Source organism: Ruegeria sp. SATB027 (assembly GCF_059613825.1).
Window position 1 is genome coordinate 1 of sequence record NZ_JBXWTH010000032.1, and the last position, 18,726, is coordinate 18,726.

Consider the following 18,726-nt stretch of genomic DNA (forward strand, 5'->3'; position numbering starts at 1 on the left):
ACCAACTGCTCATGCACCATTGCTACCCCACTGGATTCAAACAGGGAATCCCTCACGCCATTTGTGCAACAAAGCCGTGCAGAACACGTTTCTACACGTTTGAGGTGGTTTTCGATCCTATCAAGCGAATTGTGGAAGCGGTTTAATCGCCTACTTATTTTCATTTTTGACGTATTGCTTCGACCAGAATTGAGACGCGCGGTCTTCGGCTCGAGACGCGATGGGTTGTGCTTCGAGTTGCAGAAACAAATCGATGATACATGCCACCTTCGTCATCTTCTTCGTCAAAAGCTTGAGCAATCTGCGCAAGATTAGTCTTTGCCACTTGCCAGTCTATACCGGTTCCTCGGAACGCACTTACGTCTTCTGTAGCCGTAGTTTCAGGGGACTGTCCTTTGAGGAACGAACACGCTGCAAACAGCGCAATGAAGTTTGGAGCGTCGAAGAAAGTTGTGTCTGCGAAGTCTTCACCAAGTACGTCGACAATCTCCGAGACTATTTCATCGATAACCTGACAAATCGGCCCGAAGTGTTCTTCTTTCACTTTCTTTCGTTGTCGATAGTATTTTGTAATTGAAGGCTCGCCGCCGTCGCTGATTCCGTTTTCAACTATCATGAAGAGTTCGGCCACTACGGACGTGTTTTTTAACCTCACACTGTCTCGAACGCTTACGACCCTGTACTTGTCCCACAACGCAGACCAACGTCGCGTAGTATCGTAAATCGCCCACTTTACGGGCTCAGAGTATTCGGCATGGCGAAGTTCAGCTGGCGTAACTTTTACGCTGTACGAGTTTAGACGTGCAAAGACTTCCAAAACATCTGCATCTGAGGCGTTCAGGAGTTGGACCACGGGAACTTTGTAAGAAAGAAATTGTTCCTTCTGCTCTATTTCTAGTGTCTCGTAAGTCTTTCCCTTAAAGTTAGGCGCTTTCGAAGTCAGCCGTAACCTACCTGATGCAAATTCAAGAATTGCTCTCAAACGTTGTTGGCCATCTACGACTTCGCGAACCGTCGTCTGCTGCACCGGGTCTACCTTTGTGCGAAAGTAGATCTGAGGCAGTGGTAGGTCGTTGAGTATCGTATCAATCAGGAAAACCTTCGCAGCCGGAGACCATACAGAGCCGCGCTGAAAGTCAGGATCGAGCACAAGCTGCTTCTTTCCGTGCCATTCGATAAAGTCGGAAATTGTGTAGGTCTGTGGGACGCTTGCCATACGATTATCCTAAGTTTTTCGAGATCATAGGCCTGTTATGAGGTTACTGGAAGCCGTCAATCTCAACTTACCTGGAATTTTGGATTAGAATTTAAGCTCTTGTATCTGACCGTGCTGAGCAAAATCACTCTCTTTTTCTGCAGGTGCGAGGGCGTTATTGAAAATTTCTTTACTCAAAGGGCAATCAGCCTGATTCTGTGTAAGTTTTGTGTCAAAGTTTTTTGTCGCTTGAAAAGCTTCGTTTTGAATCAATGTAAAAATGGACCAATACGAGCCAAGTTGAGAAAGTCTATTCTGCGTTGCAGCGCAAAAAAATTTGCAATATAAAACAAAGCTTTATGGCGGAGACGAAGGGATTCGAACCCTCGAAACCATTCCTGGTTTACTCCCTTAGCAGGGGAGCGCCTTCGACCACTCGGCCACGTCTCCGCCGACGGGTATATCCGTGCAAGCAACGGAAATACAAGGTCAATTCCGCAAAGTTTGGTTTTTTTTACAGATCTGTCCGAACTCTTTGAAATAGAACGGAATCGCACCGGTTTGCATCCACCATTGGCAAGACTTGGTTCACTTTCTTCAGACCCAATGCAGTTCGTAATATCCTTAGAATCGCGGGCCTTGCCTGTGGCATCTGGCCTGATGTGCGAGAATTTGAACGTGGCAAGTCTACAGCGGAGTTCAAGTGCTCGGTTGGCTTTGCAACGTGGAACCGGGTCACGAGTTTTTGCGTGATTGCGTTCCGTGCGCCAGTGCGAATCCAGCAACTTATTGAAAAAGCATAGAAAACACATTCTCTTTTTGGAAGTCACGATCCGGTAACGCCGTGATGCGATTCGTTCCTTCGTCGATGAGGAGAACATCATGTCGCAACATACCGTTCCGTCTGAACCATGGCAGAACCCTGATGAAGCCAATCAAAAGGTAAGCCGGGGTCGGCGCCGTTTGAGTGTGTTGGCGCGTTCCACTCAGGAGGTTTTCAAGGATCACAACGGTGAATCGGACCTTTTTGAAGGGACATGGCCCACGAATTTCTCGAAGGGTTTGCGTCATGACGTGAACGGGATTGTCGACGCGCAGGTCTATACCGAGTTTCTGGAAGAAGTGGCTGATCCGACCTGCACCGACAATCATGGCAATCGGTTGGCGTTGTTCGACACGCCAGCCTACTCCGGGCCCTTCCGCACCGCGCCATCAGAGGGTGGTGAATTTAGGTGGCGTGCGTGGGAAGGGCCAATCCTGGGCCATCGGCTTGGTCTCAACGGATGTGACGCGGGGGGGGTGGGAATTGCACCCGCGCCCCGGCTTGGATCGGATGAGTTGGCGGCGGAGATGGCCGAGATTTACGCGATGGCCTATCTGCGGGATGTGCCGTTCGAATCCATCAGGGATGGTGCCAGTGATGCGGCCAACGTGGCGGGTGCCCTTTGTCAGATGGAATGGTTCCGGCGCGATGGCAGCCCTCGGGACGCTGATGGCGCAGAGATTGGAAAGGTTTCGGCGGCGCGGCGGGTTCGGGACGGTGGCGGCCTGACCCCTCAAACCCTGTTTCGCGGTTGCTCACAGGGCTGCGCACAGGGACCGTATCTGTCGCAGTTCCTGGTACAAGGCCACGATCCACTGACAGCAGATCAAGCGCGCCGACAAAAGCAAAAGCTGACGCAGGCAATGGCCGCCGGGGCTGTTCCCTTCGGCGCTTTGAGGATCGACCAGAAGATCCAGCCGCAGGCGGCGGGCGTGGACTATCTGCGGGATTGGGCTGAGTGGCTGGACGTTCAGAACGGGGCGGACACGACGGCTGAACAAGCCTTTGAGAGCGAGGGAACGAAATTCATTGAAACACCGCGCGACCTTGCCTCTTACGTGCATTTTGACAGAATCTATCAGGCTTTTTTCAATGCCTGCCTGCTGATGCTGGGACAGGGCACGCCGACAGATGAAGGTTTGCCCGAGGATGGATATGCCGGTGTGCGTGATCCAGGCTCTGCCTGGGGCGGCGCGCACGTACTGTCCCTGTTGACGGAAGCCGGGGCACGGGCCCTGAGGGCCGCGAAACGCCAGACGTTTCAGGTGCACAATCGTGCCCGGCCTGAAAAGCTGGGCAGTGTTACGAGTTTGATGGCGAACGGTCACGGCGCAACCCTTGGCGCGGCCGAGCCTTTTGCCGCGACCCATCTGAGAAAACTCGAAGCGGCGACAAGCGAAGGTTTCAGCCTTATGGATGCAATCGCCGCCTCGCCTTCGGTGAAGCGGTTTGCGCATAACGCCATTTCCCATAAGGGCTTGCCGCGAAATGACCGTAACTTGCTGCTTCCGGTTGCTTACCCCGAAGGCTCGCCAATGCACCCTTCTTATGGCGCGGCTCATGGTGCCGTTGCCGGGGCATGCGTCACAGTGCTCAAGGCTTTCTTCAGAACGCACGCTTTGGATGGATCACGGGTGTCTTTAGCTGCGGCTGGTCTGCCTCGGGTCCTTGTGTCAGCTGCGGGGGGTAAGACCCTGATCGACTCGACCCGACCAGAAGACAGTGCAGACTGCCTGACGCTGAATGGCGAGCTGAACAAGTTGGCTTCGAATATTGCACTTGGGCGCAATTTGGCGGGCGTTCATTTCTATAGCGATTATTTCGACAGTATCCGGATGGGTGAGCGTATCGCGGTCGGAATACTGGCAGAGCATATGGCAAAATCACCGACGTCATCGAAAGTGTCGCTGGAGACTTTTGACGGCGATCATCTCAGCATCTCGGGAAAACGGTCTTCTGGCAGTGAAATCCACGTAGCCAACAGTTCGCCTGAATTGTGGTGGACCCGCCACCTGCCAGAGCAGGCAGGTTGGGGCGGATGAGGTTTCAGATTTTTTCGGAGGGAGGTTTTTCATGATGCTTCCGTGCCCGTCAACGATGATGATCTCTCGAACCAGGCTGGAACTGCCGTGGCAAGTATTGATGGCAGATCAGCCCTGCATTTCAGATACAGATCGGTGTTCGGTGATGGCTGTTTTTCAATCTCCAGGTTGCGCCGATAGGGGGGTGAGTGAAGCCGCCCTGTCGGACTGGAACTCGAGAATTGAAGGGTTCTTCGATGGCAATGGAGTGAGCCCGTTCCTGGTCATGGACCCAGACGACATCGTCGATGGTCAGATATCGACGGGGTTCAAATGGTCTGCCAACCCGCGCGAGCCCCGGGATTGTCTGGGCGAGGATCTGGCCGCCAGTCTTTCGGATCGGGGTTGGGCAAGCAGGGCTGAGCTGCACAATGAATTTCTGGAATATGCGCTGATTTTACGGCCCGATGCCGACGGCAAAATGCGGCCGAAGCGCTTTGTCGCCACGACCGAACTGATGGAGTGGTGGAGAACCATGGCGGTGTTCGATCTGGATCACTTCCTTTCGGTCGTCATAACCGTAACCAGATGTTCATATTCCTGCGAAGAGTTGTTCGAGGTTTCGAAATCAGATTGGTGCGCATTGGATGTGCCTCAACGCATTGCTCGTTTTCACAAAAGACTGGTGGGAACAGATTTTGCCCACCCACCAGAGCATCCGTTGAATATCGAACATGCTTTGTTCATGATCAGAGAGACGAACAGCCTGAGCGACCTGATCGCTACAATGCATCTTTCCTCATTCCCATATGTTGTCGGCAATGGTGAAAACAGAAGGCCCGCGCGGCTTGATGAAGTGTTACATTTTGCCGACCGACAGGATTTGTATTGTCGCCATGCGGGATCTGGGTTGGCGGGTGAAGCCCTTGATCTGGCCTTCTCCAGGGGCACAGCAACACCGACAGGGCGCGCGATGGCGTTCGCGAATCCTCTGGGGCTTTATATTCGGGCGTTTCACATGTCCGAACTCTTCGTGGATGCAGTGAATGTGCCGACAGATTGGGTGTGTTATCCGCGCGGTGAAGCGGGAATGCCCATGCGCCTTGAGTTCGGGCCGGGCGACGATGATCCGCGGTTTCTGGACGATATCACCATGGGATCAGGGTCGACCGCACGGCCTGCGTCGGGTTATGCGCTTGCCAGCCTGATCGAGGTTGGCCCTTTGATAACAGTGGCGGCCAATCCACGCGCGATCACAAGGGTCGAATTTGTTGAAGTCCCGCCTGTTGATCCAAGCGATATCGTTTGTGGACTGCCGGAAACCCAACGATGCAAACAGATTTCTGAATTTGCGGACCGGACTGAAACTGAGGTCTTTGGCAAACTGGCGCTAACTCGCCAATTCAGTCACTGACAAAGGTTTCAAACTGGCACGGCTTTGACAACGGGCAAAGGTATTTCCGGCGCGGTCATATCGAATATTGCAATCGGGCGACCGGCAGCGTTGGCCGCCGCTGTCAATACAGTCATCAGCGTCGGGTCGGGGCTCTGCCAGGCATCCACATCGAAAGAGGATGCCGGAGTTGTCGGGCGATCGGTTCGCGCGCCGCGATACAGTCGGAACAAGCGCGCCTGTTCCTCATTCATCGCGTCATCTGTCACGCCGGTGTGGTCAAGGGTCACCATGTTGCGCCAGGACACAACCGCTTCGCATGCCGCGTGCCAGACACCTGTCGCCAGATCGGCGGAAAAAGCCGTTCCATAGGTTGGCCGCCCGCGATCCGCATCGGCGCAGACCGCACGCAGTAGCAGGCCGACCCCCGAAACCACGCGAACGTGAACGCTCAAATTGCGCAGGTGGGTGTTCAGCCAGCGGGCCAGATCGCGCGGCAACGCTGTTTCGGGCAACACCTGGTCGAACCCGTGTGGTCCAAGCCCGTGTTCCAGACATTCAAGCGCGGCCCACAGCGCAGCGGCCTCATGCGTTGGTCCGGCTGCGGCCCCCTTCGACGTGATCTGCCCATCGCTGCCCGGCGCACCCAGAGCAAGGGCATCACGTGGCAGAGCATGCGTGGCACCATCCGATGAAATCAGGCTTTCGCGGGTTTCGGGCGAATCCGCGCTGTATTGCAGCGCATAACGTTCGATCGCCTCGAATCCCGAAAGCCGCGCGGCTTCGTTCCGGTTACGCGCTGTGCCAAAGGACACGCGATGTTTCATTGCGCCAGCGGGTGGCACTGTTCCGTTTCTCAAATTGACCATGCGAAAGGCGGTGTGGATCGGAGCACTTTTGGGAAATTCAGCAAAAGAAGGTCCGGAAATAATCCCTGCGTTTTCGGCCAGTTCAATCAGCGCGTCGGTCATTTTTGTTTCCGGATAGGTATGTAACGGGTTATACAAATGGTTGTGGTTGTTAAGAAAGGACTTTTAGTATGGCTCGTTTGACTATTAATCCGAAATACACACTTAAGGATCTTGGGTGTGAAGTTCTGAACGCCGCCCGGAGCAACGCGCTGGGGTCACAAGAGGGTCGCGACGCGGCTGAGCGACAGATTCATGAAATCCTTGCTGATGTCGGTAATCCTGCGGTGGAGTTTGTTTATGATTCCAAGAACAAGGTTCATATCGTAATCCCTGATCTGAGCGATAAAGAGCCAGACCCAAATCCCGATCACGAGTCATGGTGCTGCAAGCTGGCCTATGAAGCGATGGGTGGCATTGTCGTTTATGGCTGTGGTTCCTGATCGCAGTATCTGAACTTGCCTGAGGAGTTTATTTGAGTAAGGCAAAAACCAAGATATTCCTGACCGGTCCGTTTCAGGTGATTTGCGACAACGGCCAGGATGCAACACCACGCGGCACCAAGGCGAAAGCGCTTCTCGCCTTGGTGTTGTTGTCTAAGAATGCTGTTCGCAGCAGGGCCTGGCTGCAAGACAAGCTTTGGAGCAAAAGCTCACCTGCACAGGGTGCGGCCTCGTTGCGCAAGGAACTTAGTGTCCTGACCAAGCATCTGGCCGGGTTCGGTCTGGGGTTTTTGGACATCGGGCGCGAGAACGTCTCCATCGATCTGAAAGCGCTTGAAATTGATTTGTTTGATGAACCGCTTCAACCGGATCGCGCCGAGCTTCTGGAAGGGTTGGATGTCGCAGACCCGGAATTTGAAGACTGGTTGGCCGTTGAACGGCAAGCGTATTGGGACGTTGGTTTTGATGAAAATGCGCCTGTCCCGGTTGGCGCGCGCTTTCCATCCCATTGGGGGCACCAGAGACCTGCAATTGTAGTCGAGCCGTTTGAAGTAATTGGTGACGATAACAATATCAACGTTGCAGCGGCGTCGATACGGGACGAATTGCTTTTCCTCTTGGGTACGTTGTCGGATGTCATCGAATTGCGTGATGCGCGCAGGCAAGAAGGGCCTGTCGACGGTTATATGCTAAGCGGCAGCGTGGTAGCGGCCGAAGGGTTGCGGGTGGCGGCACAATTAACATCAACCGTGGATCAGGTGTGCCTATGGACCGAACGTTTCCGGTTTCGGGAAAAGGATACGTTTGACGCCGTTGAAGAAATCGCAATGAAAGTTGTCGAAGCGCTTCAGCTACGGCTGCGGGATGGTCACTGGTCCGACATCTGGTCAGCACGCGCCACATCCACCGAAGTTTGGACGGCGTTTCAGAATGGTCGCATTCAGGAAAGCCTTACGACCAAGGACGGCCTGTTTCGTGCCATCCGCCAGTATGAGGTCTGTTTGCAGCGCGATCCGGACTATCTGCCTGCGCGGATCGCTGTCGGATTCTGCCGCCTGGATCTGATCCGGTTGGGCATGGAAGATTCGCCGGAAAAAACGCTGGCTCTGGTCGAGGCCGACTGCGCCGTCATGCGTGAAAAACACCCGGCGGATCCTTATTGCGCCGCACTCGAAGCGTTTACCCACAGTGTTGCTGGCCATACTGCCGAGGCTTGCCAGCTGATGCGCAAGGTACTTGAGCGGTTCCACAGCAGCCCCGAATTGCTGGGCTATTATGGTGTCTTGTTGATGTATGATGACCGGCTTGAGGACGGAATAGCCACGTATCGGCAGGCCCTTGCGTTAACGCCGCACCCGCCGATCTGGATCGAGGCGAACCTGTCCATGACCCTTGCCCTCTCCGGAGACAAGGCAGCATGGCAGCACGCGCATAATGTCTTGCGAGTGGACCCCGGCAGCGTGCGGGCGCGGGTTGTGTTATGCATGTTGTCCGCCGCCGCTGGCAACCAGTCACTGGCACGCCGGCACGCCCGTCGCATCCTGGAATTGCAGCCCGGTTTCACGGCAGAGCGCTGGGCCTGGCCTGGCTGTTTCAAAAATAGAAAATACTATGACGAAGGTGCACGGCTGTTGGCCGAAGCAGGTCTGTGATGGCGTCTAACTGTCGTCCAGCACTTTGCGGGCGACGCGGAAACACTCCAACGCCTGCGGAACGCCGCAATAAATCCCGACCACGTGGATGATGGCGCGTATTTCTTCTTTGGTCACTCCGTTGGTGATGGCGCCTCGGCAGTGGATTTCCCATTCATGCATCTTTCCCAGTGCTCCGATCATGGACAGGTTCATCATTGACCGCGTTTTTGCGTCGATCACGTCATCCCCCCAGCCGAAACCCCAGCACCAGGCGGTCATGGCTTCCTGAAACGGGCGGGTGAAATCATCTGCTGCTGCAAGGTTCTTTTCCACATAGTCCGCGCCCAGTGTATTCTTCCGTTGTTCCAACCCTTTCAGGAACAGGTCTTCGTCAAATAAGTCGGCCATTGCGGGTCTCCGGTTTGTCAGTGTGTCAGGCGGTGTTTGTATGCGGTATCGTGGTGCGAAGTTATCCAGTGGCGCATCTGTTTTACCGGTCTGGCTGATCCATTATGTCGTTACTCCTGCGTGGCTTTAGGCCAGGGCCGGTCGATTTCGCAAGGGTGCCATTTCCCGGGCTTCAGCATGGTTGATCTACCCGCTCAAGGGTAGGGCAAGCAGGTTATGTCTGCCAAGGGCGGGTTTCATTCCACTGCCTCGCGCATCCATTGTTGCAACTTGGCGATCGAGTGTTCAGACATCACACCGCAACCCGGATCCAGTACCAGCGGGCCGGGGCGGTAACCGCGTGATCTGAGGCCGCGATGAACGGATTCCACAAGTCGGATGTCTTCTTCGACCGTTGTTTCCCTGTCCTGAACGGCCAGTTGCCGGATCACCGCGCTTTCCGAACCACCTTCGGTGTACCAACCGCGCCAGACGGTACAGTGATCCGTGTCACGTGCGCGCCAGTGATAGGTGTTCAGCACATTGCCTGGGTAGCACTGGAACGAAAACATCGGCCACAGGAACCACGATTGGTAATCGCCCGCATGAGGCACCGACAGGTCGATTGGGTAAGTCATCTTGTCGAGGCTCTGACATTCGGTCGTGTGGCGCAGCACGAAACCGCCGCCTGCATCGGGTTGGATGTCGTAGGTTTCGGGCTTGACGACACCTTCAGCGAAAGTCGGGTGGTTGCTCGGGCAGTGATAGCATTCCGAATAATTCTCGACGCTGACCTTCCAGTTGCAGTGTTCCGGAATCTCGACCCATTCCAGCGGCTCGAGTTCATCGATATGCGGGACGAATGCACGGATTTCCTGCCGTACTCCGGGATACCAGTCATCCATCGGGGCTGCCTTGTCGTCGAGATTGACGAAGATGAACCCATTGAAGATTTCGGTCCGGACCGCCGTCAGGCAGATCGCACTGCGGTCAAATCCGGGGACGGATTTGATATTTGGACCCGCGCGCAACTGACCTGACAATTCATAGGTCCACGCGTGATAGGGACAGACGACGACGCGGGTGTTTCCTGCGCCCGAGACCATTTCATGCGCACGGTGCTGGCAGACGTTATAGAAAGTGCGAATTTCGCCATCGCGCCCGCGAATGCAAAACAGGCTTTGCCCGGCAATCTCGAAGGCAAAGTAATCTCCTGTTTCCCGAACCTGCGCGACATGGCCTGCGAACTGCCATGTTCGGGCCAAAAGCCCCTGCATCTCCTTCTCGAAAATGGCGGGGTCGGTATAATATCGCGCGTCCAGTGAGTGGGTCAGAGGTGCGTTCATTCGGGTTCCTCCGCATAAATGCCAAGCTGATGGCGACGACGATGGAAACGTTCGACCCGTTCGACGATCTCGTCGCTGGATACCGCGATCACGAAAGACAGCAGCGTTTCCAGCAGCGCGATGGTCGAAACGGATGACGGGAAAAACTGTGGGGTATCTGCTGCGACGACAAACCCGTGATGGGCGTTCCGGATCACAGGGCTGGCCGGACTGTCCGAGATACCTATGACAGTCAGGCCCTGCTGACGTGCCAGTTTGACCGCCTCGATCACTTCGGTGCGGTAGGGATGACAGGTGATCGCAATCAGCACGTCCTGCTCATCGGCCCAGGCCAGATCGTCCATTGGGGTTGAACCGGGGCGGGGGATTGCATGAAACTGCTTCATCCCGGTCGAAGCCAGATAGGTAAAGTTGCGTGCGTTGGAATTGTTGACGCCCACGCCGAGTGTGAAAATCTGGCGAGAATTCCAGATGACTTCGGCAGCAGATTTCAGGCGGTTCGCGTCGATCCCTGCAAATGTTTCCTCGATATTCCGGATCGCAGCACCGATCATATCGGCATACAGCCCGCCCAATTCACCGGATTTGCCGATGTCCTGAAGCCATCTGGCGCGATCTGGAAACGACACGCGTCCCTTTCGGATCGCGTCGCGAAAGGGTTCGCGAAAATCTTCATACCCTTCAAACCCCACTTGCCGTGCCATGCGCACGAATGTGTTGGGTTTGACCTTTGCCGCCTCGGCGATTTCGCGCACGGTTGAAACCCCTACATCCGCAGGGTTTTCCAGAACGTACCGCGCGGCTTTCTGCGCCTCAGGGGTCAGGGCGTCCCACTCTTCGGTCAGGCGGTCCAGAACAGTTGATGATACATTTGTGTCATTCATGATTGACGATGGTACAAATGTGGAATTAGCCTGTCGAGCAGAAAAGCGACTCGGGAAGAGGAAAAATCATGTCCGGGAATGAACTGCCGTCACACGCACGTGTGGTCATCGTCGGAGGCGGCGTCATGGGCGTTGGTCTGGCCTACCATCTGGCCCATGAAGGCTGGGGCGAAGAGACTGTTCTGCTGGAAAAGGCCGAGCTGACCAGCGGCAGTACATGGCATGCGGCAGGGCAGATTACGCATTCAACCTCAAGTTTTGGTCTGGGCAAATGCGTCGATTATAACATCGGTTTGTATTCCGGCCTGCTTGAGGCCGAGACAGGCCAGCCCGTCACATGGCATGGCTGCGGCTCGTTCCGTCTTGCTTATACCGAGGATGAGATGGACTGGCTGCGCCACACGCTGTCGGTGGGCCGGTCGCTGGGCTTCAATATCGAACTTGTCGGTCCCGAGAAGGTGGCCGAACTGCATCCGTTTTATAACCTCGAAGGTGTTCTTGGCGCTCTGCACACGCCGGATGACGGGCATGTGGACCCGACAAACGTGACCATGGCGATGGCAACCGGGGCACGCCAGAAAGGCGTGCGCATCTTCCGCAGTTGCCGGGCGACGAACATCACGCAGGGCGCAAACGGTGAATGGATTGTTGAGACCGAACAGGGCACCGTCACCTGCGAGCATGTGGTGAACGCGGGCGGCACCTACGCGCGCCAGATGGGCGAATGGTCCGGGCTGCAACTGCCCATGACGTCAATGACACACCATTATTTCGTGACCGAGCCGGTGCCGGAATTCCAGAACCTGGACAAAGAACTGCCGGTGATCCGCGATGACCGCAAAGTCTCGGGTTATATCCGGATGGAGCAGCAGCGTGGCCTGATCGGAATATACGAGAAAGAGAATCCGAACTCGGTCTGGCATGATCATTGCCCGTGGGAGTACGAGAACTGGTTGTTCGACGCGGATTATGACCGGGTAATGCCATGGCTAGAGGAAAGCCTGAACCGGATGCCGATCTTTGCGGAACTGGGTATTCAACGCGATGTGCATGGGGCGATATCACATCCGCCGGACGGCAACCCCCTGATCGGGCCCGCTCCGGGTGTGCGAAATTACTGGTGCTGTTGCGGGACACAGATTGGGATCGGTTGGGGCCCGGGTCTGACCCGAGAACTGGCGCGCTGGATGGCGCATGGGGCTGCCGATATCTCGATGCGGGATTTCGATCCGCGCCGCTTTGGCAGCTATGCCACCAAAGACTGGCAAGTGATCAAGGCGGAAGAAGATTACTGCTTGCGGCACGAAATCCCGTTTCCACACTTCAATCGACTTGCGGGGCGTCCGATCAAGCCGTCGCCACTGTACGAGTTGCTGAAATCCAAGGGCGCGGTACATGAAGAGGTCTATGGCTTCGAACGCCCCCGCTGGTTCGCCCGCGATGGTGTGGAACAACGCGATCACTATTCCTTCCGCCGCACTCCTGCCGACGACATGGTCGCGGCCGAGGTCAAGGCAGTGCGCGAACGTGTCGGCATCATGGATGTCACCGCCTTCACCAAAGTCGAAGTATCGGGGCCCGATGCCTATACCCTGTTGGATCGGTTGACTGCTAACAGGATGCCGCAAAAGGTTGGCTCGATCACGCTGACCCATATGTTGAACCGTCGTGGCCGGATCGAGTTAGAGACAACGATTGTCCGCATGGCCGAAGACCGCTTCTATCTGGTCTGTGCAGCGTTCTTCGAACAGCGCTTGCTTGATCATCTGGCGCATCATCGCAAGGGTGAAGATGTGCAGATCAACGCGCTGTCGTCCGAATGGTCGGCCTTGTCGCTGAACGGCCCCAGATCACGCGAAGTCCTGGCGCGCTGTACGGCTACTGATCTGAGCAATGCCGGGTTCCGCTGGCTGTCGGCGCAAGAGGTCACCATTGCCGATCATAAACTCTGGGCGTTTCGCATGTCTTATGCGGGCGAACTGGGTTGGGAGCTGCATATGCCCAACGCTTCCTGCCTTGATGTCTACAATGCGCTATGGGCTGCGGGCGAGGCGTATGGCATCGCGGACTACGGCAGTTTCACCATGAACGTGATGCGGATGGAGAAGGGCTTCAAAGGGGCAGGCGAGCTGACAAACGAAGTCACGCTGGCAGAAGCTGATGTGCTGCGCTTTGCCCGTACGGACAAGGATTACCTGGGCAAGGACAAGACGTTGAACACCGATTTGCCATGGGTATGTGCCTATCTGCAAGTCGAGCCGGATGGCGAAATTGATGGCCATGGAGGCGAGGCGGTGACGCTGGACGGGCGTGTCATAGGCTCGACGGCTTCGGTCGCATTCGGCCACACGGTCGGTAAGATATTGGCCTTTGCATACATCAAGCCCGAAGCAGCAAAAGCGGGAACCGAGTTGGAGGTCGTGATTCACGGCAAGCCGCGTCCGGCCCGAGTACTGGATAAGCCCGCTTACGATCCAGACAGCCTGCAGCCCCGCACAGACGCAGTAATGGAGACCACCTGATGAGCCTGCCCGCCACAATGAAAGCCATGGTCACGATGGGCCATGGAGATTTAGAGCAGATAGTTTGGCACGATAACTGGCCGCGTCCTGAACCTGCGGAGGGTGAAGTGCTGATCAAGGTTGCGGCATGTGGCCTGAACAATACGGACGTCAACACGCGGTCGGGTTGGTACTCCAAGACGGTCACAGCCGCAACGACCGGTGGCGCGTTTGAACAAGTTGGCGAAGAAGATCCCACCTGGGGCGGTAATCCGATCACCTTCCCGCGAATTCAAGGGGCCGATATCTGCGGGCATATCGTTTCCGTCGGCGACGGTGTTGACCAGGCGCGTATTGGCGAGCGTGTCATCACGGATGGCTGGCTGCGCGATCCGGTGGAACCCGACAATATGGACAAGACTGGTTATTTCGGCTCGGAACGGGATGGTGGTTTTGCCGAATACGCGACAACTCTGGCGGTGAATGCTGTGGCAATCACCTCGAACCTGACGGATGCTGAACTGGCAACTTTTTCCTGCTCTTACTCCACCGCCGAAGGCATGTTGACCCGTGCCAATGTGACCGGCGAGGATACGGTTTTGGTTCCAGGTGCTTCTGGCGGTGTGGGCGGTGCGCTTGTGCAACTGGCCAAACGGCGCGGCGCGCGTGTGATCGCGATGGCATCCGAATCCAAACACGCGGACGTGGCCAGGCTTGGCCCTGACGTCATTCTGCCACGCGCTCCTGCGAACCTGCGCGAGGCGCTGGGCGTAGAAAAGATCAGTGTGGTCGCAGATGTCGTGGGCGGACCATACTGGCCGAACCTGATCGACATATTGGAACGGGGTGGCCGCTATACCTGTTCGGGCGCAATTGCAGGCCCGATCGTCGAACTTGATCTGCGCACATTCTACCTGCGCGACCTGACCTTCACCGGTTCGACCGTCATTGACCCTCAGGTCATGAAGAACCTCGTAACATACATCGAGGCTGGTGAGATCAAGCCAGCGCTTGCCGCGACATACGCGCTGGAGGATCTCCGAGAAGCACAAGCCGCGTTCATCGCGAAAGAGCACACCGGCAATATCGTGGTGATGCCATGACGCTTGACGATGTTCTCGAAGCTGCCCGGCAAATGCACCATGCGCATCCGGACCTTGGTGCGTTCGCGCCTTGGCCGGGTGATCTGACCCCGACGGGGTTGGATGCCGCACCCATTCCCGCAACGAGGCTGGTGGCAGCCTTCGATCTTGTTGAAGACACGCCAACCCGTGACTTGATCGCGGCGGTCAAAGCGACGGCGCATCTGGCACATTGGAAACATACCTACACCGAAGACGAAGTTGGTGCGGATTTCCTGAACCGATACGGCTATTATGAGCTGTTCGGTCCTACCGGACATTTTCACTCGACCCTGCTGCGTGGCTACATCGCGTATTGGGGGGCTGGCCTGAGTTACGATTGGCACAGCCATCAGGCCGAAGAACTCTACCTCATTCTTGGCGGAGGTGCGTTGTTCAAGGTCAATGGGAACGAAACATATCTTGGCGCCAATCAAACACGTTTGCACGCAAGCTGGCAAAGTCATGCCATGGTCACCACAGATCAGCAGATCCTGACTTATGTTCTGTGGCGCGGTGAAGGCATGGGTGATCTGCCCCGGATGGATATCGCATGAAGATCAAATCTATCACAGTATTTCACGTCGACCTCCCACTGGAGCATCCATATTGGTTGTCGGGCGGGCGGCTGAAATTCGAAACGCTTGACGCGACAGTCGTGAAAATCGATACCGATGCGGGGTTTGTTGGCTGGGGTGAAGGGACCCCATGGGGCCATACCTATGTGCCCGCGCATGGTCCGGGTATCCGCGCCGGAATTGAAACGATGGCGCCGTTCATTCTGGGCCTGGATCCGCGGCGGGTTCTGGATGTGGAACGGGCGATGGATCTTGCCTTGCCCGGGCACCTTTATGCCAAAAGCCCAATTGATATGGCCTGCTGGGATATCGCGGGTCAGGCGGCGGGTGTGCCGATTGCCGATCTGATGGGGGGTGGATCGCGGACACCGCGCCCGATTGCGTCCTCGGTCGGGGCGAAATCCGTCGACGAAACGCGCGCGGTCATAGAGCGGTACCGCCAGCGGGGCTACATCGCCCATTCCGTGAAGATCGGTGGTGACGTTGAACGGGACATCGCGCGTGTTCGCGATGTCGAGAGTATTCGGCGACCCGGCGAGATCGTTCTTTACGATGTCAATCGTGGCTGGACGCGTCAGCAAGCGTTGCGTGTGATGAGCACCTGCGCGGACCTGAATGTCATGTTCGAACAACCTTGTGAGACGCTGGATGACATTGCTGCAATCTCGGGGCTTCACCCGTCACCCGTTTCAGTGGACGAAAGCCTTGTGACTTTGCAGGATGCAACCCGTATCGCCCGCGATGGTCTGGCTCAGATTTTCGGGATCAAATTGAACCGCGTCGGCGGGCTGACCAAGGCTGCACGCATGCGGGATATCGCGTTGGCCCATGGGATAGACATATTCGTAATGGCCACTGGTGGTACGGTTCTGGCCGATACCGAAGCATTACATCTGGCCGCGACCATCCCGGATGACAACTGCCTTGCAGTATGGGCCTGTCAGGACATGATCACGATCGATATTGCCGGGGGGCGTGGGCCTCGGAATGTTGATGGCCATTTGCACCTGCCAGAAGAACCCGGGCTCGGCGTTCATCCGGATGAAAGCACATTAGGTGATCCAGTGGGAGTATACGCTTGAAAATCAACAAGATAACGCTCTGGTCTGTTGATCTGACAAGTCACGAAACGTACCATATGGCCGAAGGCAAGATCTGTGCCACTGTGAAATCCCATGTCCTGAGCCTTGAAACGGACACCGGTCACAGGGGATGGGGCGAGGTCTGCCCGATCCCGCATTACCTGCCGGCCTATGCGGACGGGGTGCCAGGTGCCATTGCTGAGATGGGCCCCGAAATTCTCGGGATCACCCCTTTAGGTGCAGACGCCCCCATGCGCAAGCTGGACGGGTTTCTGCAAGGGCATCAATACGCGAAATCGATCGTCGATATCGCGCTTTGGGACCTGTTCGGTCAGGCGGCAGGGTTGCCGGTTTATGCGGTGTTGGGTGGGCGAACGCAGGCGGATATGCCGCTCTATCATTCGATCACCTGCATCGCACCGGACGAGATGGCGCGTATTGCCAAATCCGCTTTTCAAACCGGAATCCGGCAGTTTCAGGTCAAGCTGGGCGTCGAGGGAGATTGGCAGGCGGATGCCGAACGGTTGATCAAAGTGCGCGAAGCCGTGGGAATCGGGCCGTTGGTATATGGTGACTGGAATTGTGGAGCATCGCGATTGCAGGCGACCCGTACCGGGCGTGCGGTGGCACATCTGGACGTGATGGTGGAACAGCCCTGCAAAACGCTGGAAGACTGTGCCGCTGTCCGTCAGGCTACTGGTCTTCCGATGAAAATCGACGAGAGTGCCTTTGATCTTGGCTCGCTTTTGCGTGCGTATGAACTGGGTTGCATGGATGCGGTGGCGCTTAAACTTTCGAAATTCGGCGGATTGTCAGCAATGCGTCGTGCACGGGATCTGACCGTGCATCTTGGTGCCGAGATTTGCGCGGAATGCACATGGGGGTCTGACATTATTACTGCGGCTTCACTTCACTTTGCGGCGTCGACGCCGAAAGGTTCTCTGATGAACACGTGTGACTTGTCGTCTTACGTGGCCCCGCGTCTGTGTCCTGATGCACCAATTCGTGAAAACGGCCGGATTGCTCCGCCCGAAGGTCCGGGTTTAGGTGTTGTGCCGGACCTCGATATCCTTGGCACCCCAATTCTGGAGATCGACTGAGATGCTGAAAATCCAATCACAATCCGAATGGATTGCTCGCGCGAACGAAGTTCTACCCGCCGGGGGGTTTGGCAACTTTGATCCGGGCATCATCATCGCCCGTGGTGAAGGCAGCCGTGTCTGGGACGAGGATGGCAACGAATATGTCGATTACCTGATCGGGTCGGGTCCGATGCTGCTGGGTCATGGTCACCCTGAAGTGATGGAAGCCGTTTTGGAACAGCTGCCCAAAGGGATGACGTTTTTTGCCAATAACAGAAAAGGAATCGAACTGGCCGAGGCCATCATCGACGCCGTTCCCTGCTGCGAGCAGGTGCGCTTTGTCGCGTCGGGAGGCGAAGCCGACATGTATGCGATTCGCCTGGCGCGGGCTTATACCGGGCGCAGCAAGATCCTGAAGTTTGAAGGCGGTTACCACGGTATGAGCGCCGAGGCGCAGATGAGCCTTGCCCCAAGCCGCAGAGTTAATTTCCCGCAGGCTGTTCCCGACAGCGCCGGTATCCCCGACAGCGTGGCCGAGCAAATGCTGATCGCGCCCTTTAACGATCTGGAAGCCGTCGCTGCTTTGCTGGATGAAAATGACGACGTTGCCGCGATTATGGTCGAGCCTTTGCAACGAATCATTCCGCCAATGCCGGGATATTTGCAAGGCCTTCGAACCCTGTGTGATCAACATGGTGTGTTGCTGATCTTTGATGAGATCGTCACCGGATTCCGGCTGGCTTATGGCGGGGCGCAGGAACGATACAGGGTCACACCGGATATCTGCACTTTGGGCAAGATCACGGGTGGCGGCTTCCCTCTGGCTGCGCTTGGTGCCAGCGTCGAGATCATGAAGCATTTCGATAAGTCGAAGGTCGGGGAAGAAGGTTGGCTGATGCAGTTGGGTACCCTCTCGGGGAATCCGGTCGCCTCGGCCGCTGGGCTGAAGACGATGGAGATTTTGCGGCGTGAAGGCGCGTATGAGCGTTTGCGCGCAATTGGAAAACACTTGCAGCAGATTCAGTCGGACGCCTTGAATGAAGCGGGCATCGCGCATCGGATTTGCGGTGACGAGACTTTGTTTGACATCTATTTCACCAACGCCGAGTGCCGTGATTATCGCAGCGCAAACCACGATGATCCACAGCGCAACGCCACTTATAATGCGGTGCTGCGCGCCCATGGAATCTTCAAGTCTCCGGGCAAGCTTTATCCGTCGCTGGCGATCACCGATGCGGATCTGGAACAGACACGCATCGCCGTCCGTCACGCGGTTGATGCCATTTCCTGAAGGTTGGATGTATACAACGTAAACGGGTCGCTGTTGA

Annotated in this window: 15 protein-coding genes and 1 tRNA gene; 10 read left to right on the forward strand and 6 right to left on the reverse strand. The window is 56.2% G+C overall.

What is annotated here, in order from left to right; all coding sequences use genetic code 11:
* Window positions 1-160: 160 nt before the first annotated feature.
* Both AC2FPW_RS07630 and AC2FPW_RS07635 read right to left on the reverse strand, forming a co-directional pair.
* Complete coding sequence (locus AC2FPW_RS07630) at window positions 161-1,216, reverse strand: DUF262 domain-containing protein (protein WP_496813096.1); 1,056 nt, start codon at window positions 1,214-1,216, stop codon at window positions 161-163.
* A gap of 339 nt (window positions 1,217-1,555) precedes the next feature.
* Window positions 1,556-1,645 (reverse strand) — tRNA-Ser (locus AC2FPW_RS07635).
* A gap of 432 nt (window positions 1,646-2,077) precedes the next feature.
* On the opposite strand from AC2FPW_RS07635, the gene AC2FPW_RS07640 reads away from it, so the two are divergent.
* Entirely contained in the window at window positions 2,078-4,060 is a 1,983-nt protein-coding gene (locus AC2FPW_RS07640; RefSeq protein WP_496813098.1) for a phosphatase PAP2 family protein, read from the forward strand.
* A 184-nt stretch (window positions 4,061-4,244) separates the two neighbouring features.
* Window positions 4,245-5,453 (forward strand): DUF8225 domain-containing protein, encoded by a 1,209-nt coding sequence (locus AC2FPW_RS07645; protein ID WP_496813100.1) that lies wholly within the window; start codon window positions 4,245-4,247, stop codon window positions 5,451-5,453.
* 8 nt (window positions 5,454-5,461) lie between these two features.
* On the opposite strand, the gene AC2FPW_RS07650 is transcribed toward AC2FPW_RS07645, so the two are convergent.
* Window positions 5,462-6,403 carry a YcaO-like family protein gene (locus AC2FPW_RS07650; RefSeq protein ID WP_496813102.1) on the reverse strand — a complete coding sequence of 314 codons (942 nt, stop codon included), beginning with the start codon at window positions 6,401-6,403 and terminating at the stop codon, window positions 5,462-5,464.
* Window positions 6,404-6,471: 68 nt separating this feature from the next.
* On the opposite strand from AC2FPW_RS07650, the gene AC2FPW_RS07655 reads away from it, so the two are divergent.
* Entirely contained in the window at window positions 6,472-6,783 is a 312-nt protein-coding gene (locus AC2FPW_RS07655; RefSeq protein WP_480482958.1) for a hypothetical protein, read from the forward strand.
* A 32-nt stretch (window positions 6,784-6,815) separates the two neighbouring features.
* The gene (locus tag AC2FPW_RS07660; RefSeq protein WP_496813104.1) at window positions 6,816-8,435 is read left to right on the forward strand and encodes a hypothetical protein; all 1,620 of its coding nucleotides are present in this window, start codon (window positions 6,816-6,818) and stop codon (window positions 8,433-8,435) included.
* A gap of 6 nt (window positions 8,436-8,441) precedes the next feature.
* Here AC2FPW_RS07660 and AC2FPW_RS07665 read toward each other — a convergent pair whose 3' ends face one another.
* The 3 genes from AC2FPW_RS07665 to AC2FPW_RS07675 form a co-directional block, all read right to left on the reverse strand.
* Complete coding sequence (locus tag AC2FPW_RS07665) at window positions 8,442-8,825, reverse strand: carboxymuconolactone decarboxylase family protein (protein ID WP_267364681.1); 384 nt, start codon at window positions 8,823-8,825, stop codon at window positions 8,442-8,444.
* Window positions 8,826-9,061: 236 nt separating this feature from the next.
* Entirely contained in the window at window positions 9,062-10,150 is a 1,089-nt protein-coding gene (locus tag AC2FPW_RS07670) for an aromatic ring-hydroxylating oxygenase subunit alpha (protein ID WP_496813106.1), read from the reverse strand.
* Window positions 10,147-11,034 carry a MurR/RpiR family transcriptional regulator gene (locus AC2FPW_RS07675; protein ID WP_496813107.1) on the reverse strand — a complete coding sequence of 296 codons (888 nt, stop codon included), beginning with the start codon at window positions 11,032-11,034 and terminating at the stop codon, window positions 10,147-10,149. The genes AC2FPW_RS07670 and AC2FPW_RS07675 overlap by 4 nt, the downstream gene beginning before the upstream one ends.
* 68 nt (window positions 11,035-11,102) lie before the next feature.
* Between AC2FPW_RS07675 and AC2FPW_RS07680 the strand changes: the two genes are divergently transcribed.
* Genes AC2FPW_RS07680 through AC2FPW_RS07705 form a run of 6 tightly spaced genes read left to right on the forward strand, consistent with a single transcriptional unit; the run spans window position 11,103 to window position 18,689 of the window.
* Entirely contained in the window at window positions 11,103-13,556 is a 2,454-nt protein-coding gene (locus AC2FPW_RS07680) for an FAD-dependent oxidoreductase (RefSeq protein ID WP_496813109.1), read from the forward strand.
* Entirely contained in the window at window positions 13,556-14,638 is a 1,083-nt protein-coding gene (locus AC2FPW_RS07685; protein ID WP_496813111.1) for an alcohol dehydrogenase family protein, read from the forward strand. Before AC2FPW_RS07680 ends, AC2FPW_RS07685 begins: the two co-directional genes overlap by 1 nt.
* A complete protein-coding gene (locus AC2FPW_RS07690) occupies window positions 14,635-15,213 on the forward strand; it encodes a dimethylsulfonioproprionate lyase family protein (protein ID WP_480585356.1) in 579 nt (192 codons plus the stop codon). The genes AC2FPW_RS07685 and AC2FPW_RS07690 overlap by 4 nt, the downstream gene beginning before the upstream one ends.
* The gene (locus AC2FPW_RS07695) at window positions 15,210-16,316 is read left to right on the forward strand and encodes a mandelate racemase/muconate lactonizing enzyme family protein (RefSeq protein ID WP_496813112.1); all 1,107 of its coding nucleotides are present in this window, start codon (window positions 15,210-15,212) and stop codon (window positions 16,314-16,316) included. The genes AC2FPW_RS07690 and AC2FPW_RS07695 overlap by 4 nt, the downstream gene beginning before the upstream one ends.
* Window positions 16,313-17,416 (forward strand): mandelate racemase/muconate lactonizing enzyme family protein, encoded by a 1,104-nt coding sequence (locus AC2FPW_RS07700; RefSeq protein WP_496813114.1) that lies wholly within the window; start codon window positions 16,313-16,315, stop codon window positions 17,414-17,416. The genes AC2FPW_RS07695 and AC2FPW_RS07700 overlap by 4 nt, the downstream gene beginning before the upstream one ends.
* A gap of 1 nt (window position 17,417) precedes the next feature.
* Window positions 17,418-18,689: an aspartate aminotransferase family protein gene (locus tag AC2FPW_RS07705; protein WP_496813116.1), complete on the forward strand. Its 1,272-nt coding sequence runs from the start codon at window positions 17,418-17,420 to the stop codon at window positions 18,687-18,689.
* Window positions 18,690-18,726: the final 37 nt, after the last annotated feature.

Coding starts and splice junctions, on each gene's coding strand:
- AC2FPW_RS07675 (WP_496813107.1), bottom strand. CDS start 11,034: ATGAATGACACAAATGTATCATCAACTGTTCTGGACCGCCTGACCGAA.
- AC2FPW_RS07695 (WP_496813112.1), top strand. CDS start 15,210: ATGAAGATCAAATCTATCACAGTATTTCACGTCGACCTCCCACTGGAG.
- AC2FPW_RS07705 (WP_496813116.1), top strand. CDS start 17,418: ATGCTGAAAATCCAATCACAATCCGAATGGATTGCTCGCGCGAACGAA.
- AC2FPW_RS07685 (WP_496813111.1), top strand. CDS start 13,556: ATGAGCCTGCCCGCCACAATGAAAGCCATGGTCACGATGGGCCATGGA.
- AC2FPW_RS07680 (WP_496813109.1), top strand. CDS start 11,103: ATGTCCGGGAATGAACTGCCGTCACACGCACGTGTGGTCATCGTCGGA.
- AC2FPW_RS07670 (WP_496813106.1), bottom strand. CDS start 10,150: ATGAACGCACCTCTGACCCACTCACTGGACGCGCGATATTATACCGAC.
- AC2FPW_RS07650 (WP_496813102.1), bottom strand. CDS start 6,403: ATGACCGACGCGCTGATTGAACTGGCCGAAAACGCAGGGATTATTTCC.
- AC2FPW_RS07655 (WP_480482958.1), top strand. CDS start 6,472: ATGGCTCGTTTGACTATTAATCCGAAATACACACTTAAGGATCTTGGG.
- AC2FPW_RS07665 (WP_267364681.1), bottom strand. CDS start 8,825: ATGGCCGACTTATTTGACGAAGACCTGTTCCTGAAAGGGTTGGAACAA.
- AC2FPW_RS07640 (WP_496813098.1), top strand. CDS start 2,078: ATGTCGCAACATACCGTTCCGTCTGAACCATGGCAGAACCCTGATGAA.
- AC2FPW_RS07630 (WP_496813096.1), bottom strand. CDS start 1,216: ATGGCAAGCGTCCCACAGACCTACACAATTTCCGACTTTATCGAATGG.
- AC2FPW_RS07690 (WP_480585356.1), top strand. CDS start 14,635: ATGACGCTTGACGATGTTCTCGAAGCTGCCCGGCAAATGCACCATGCG.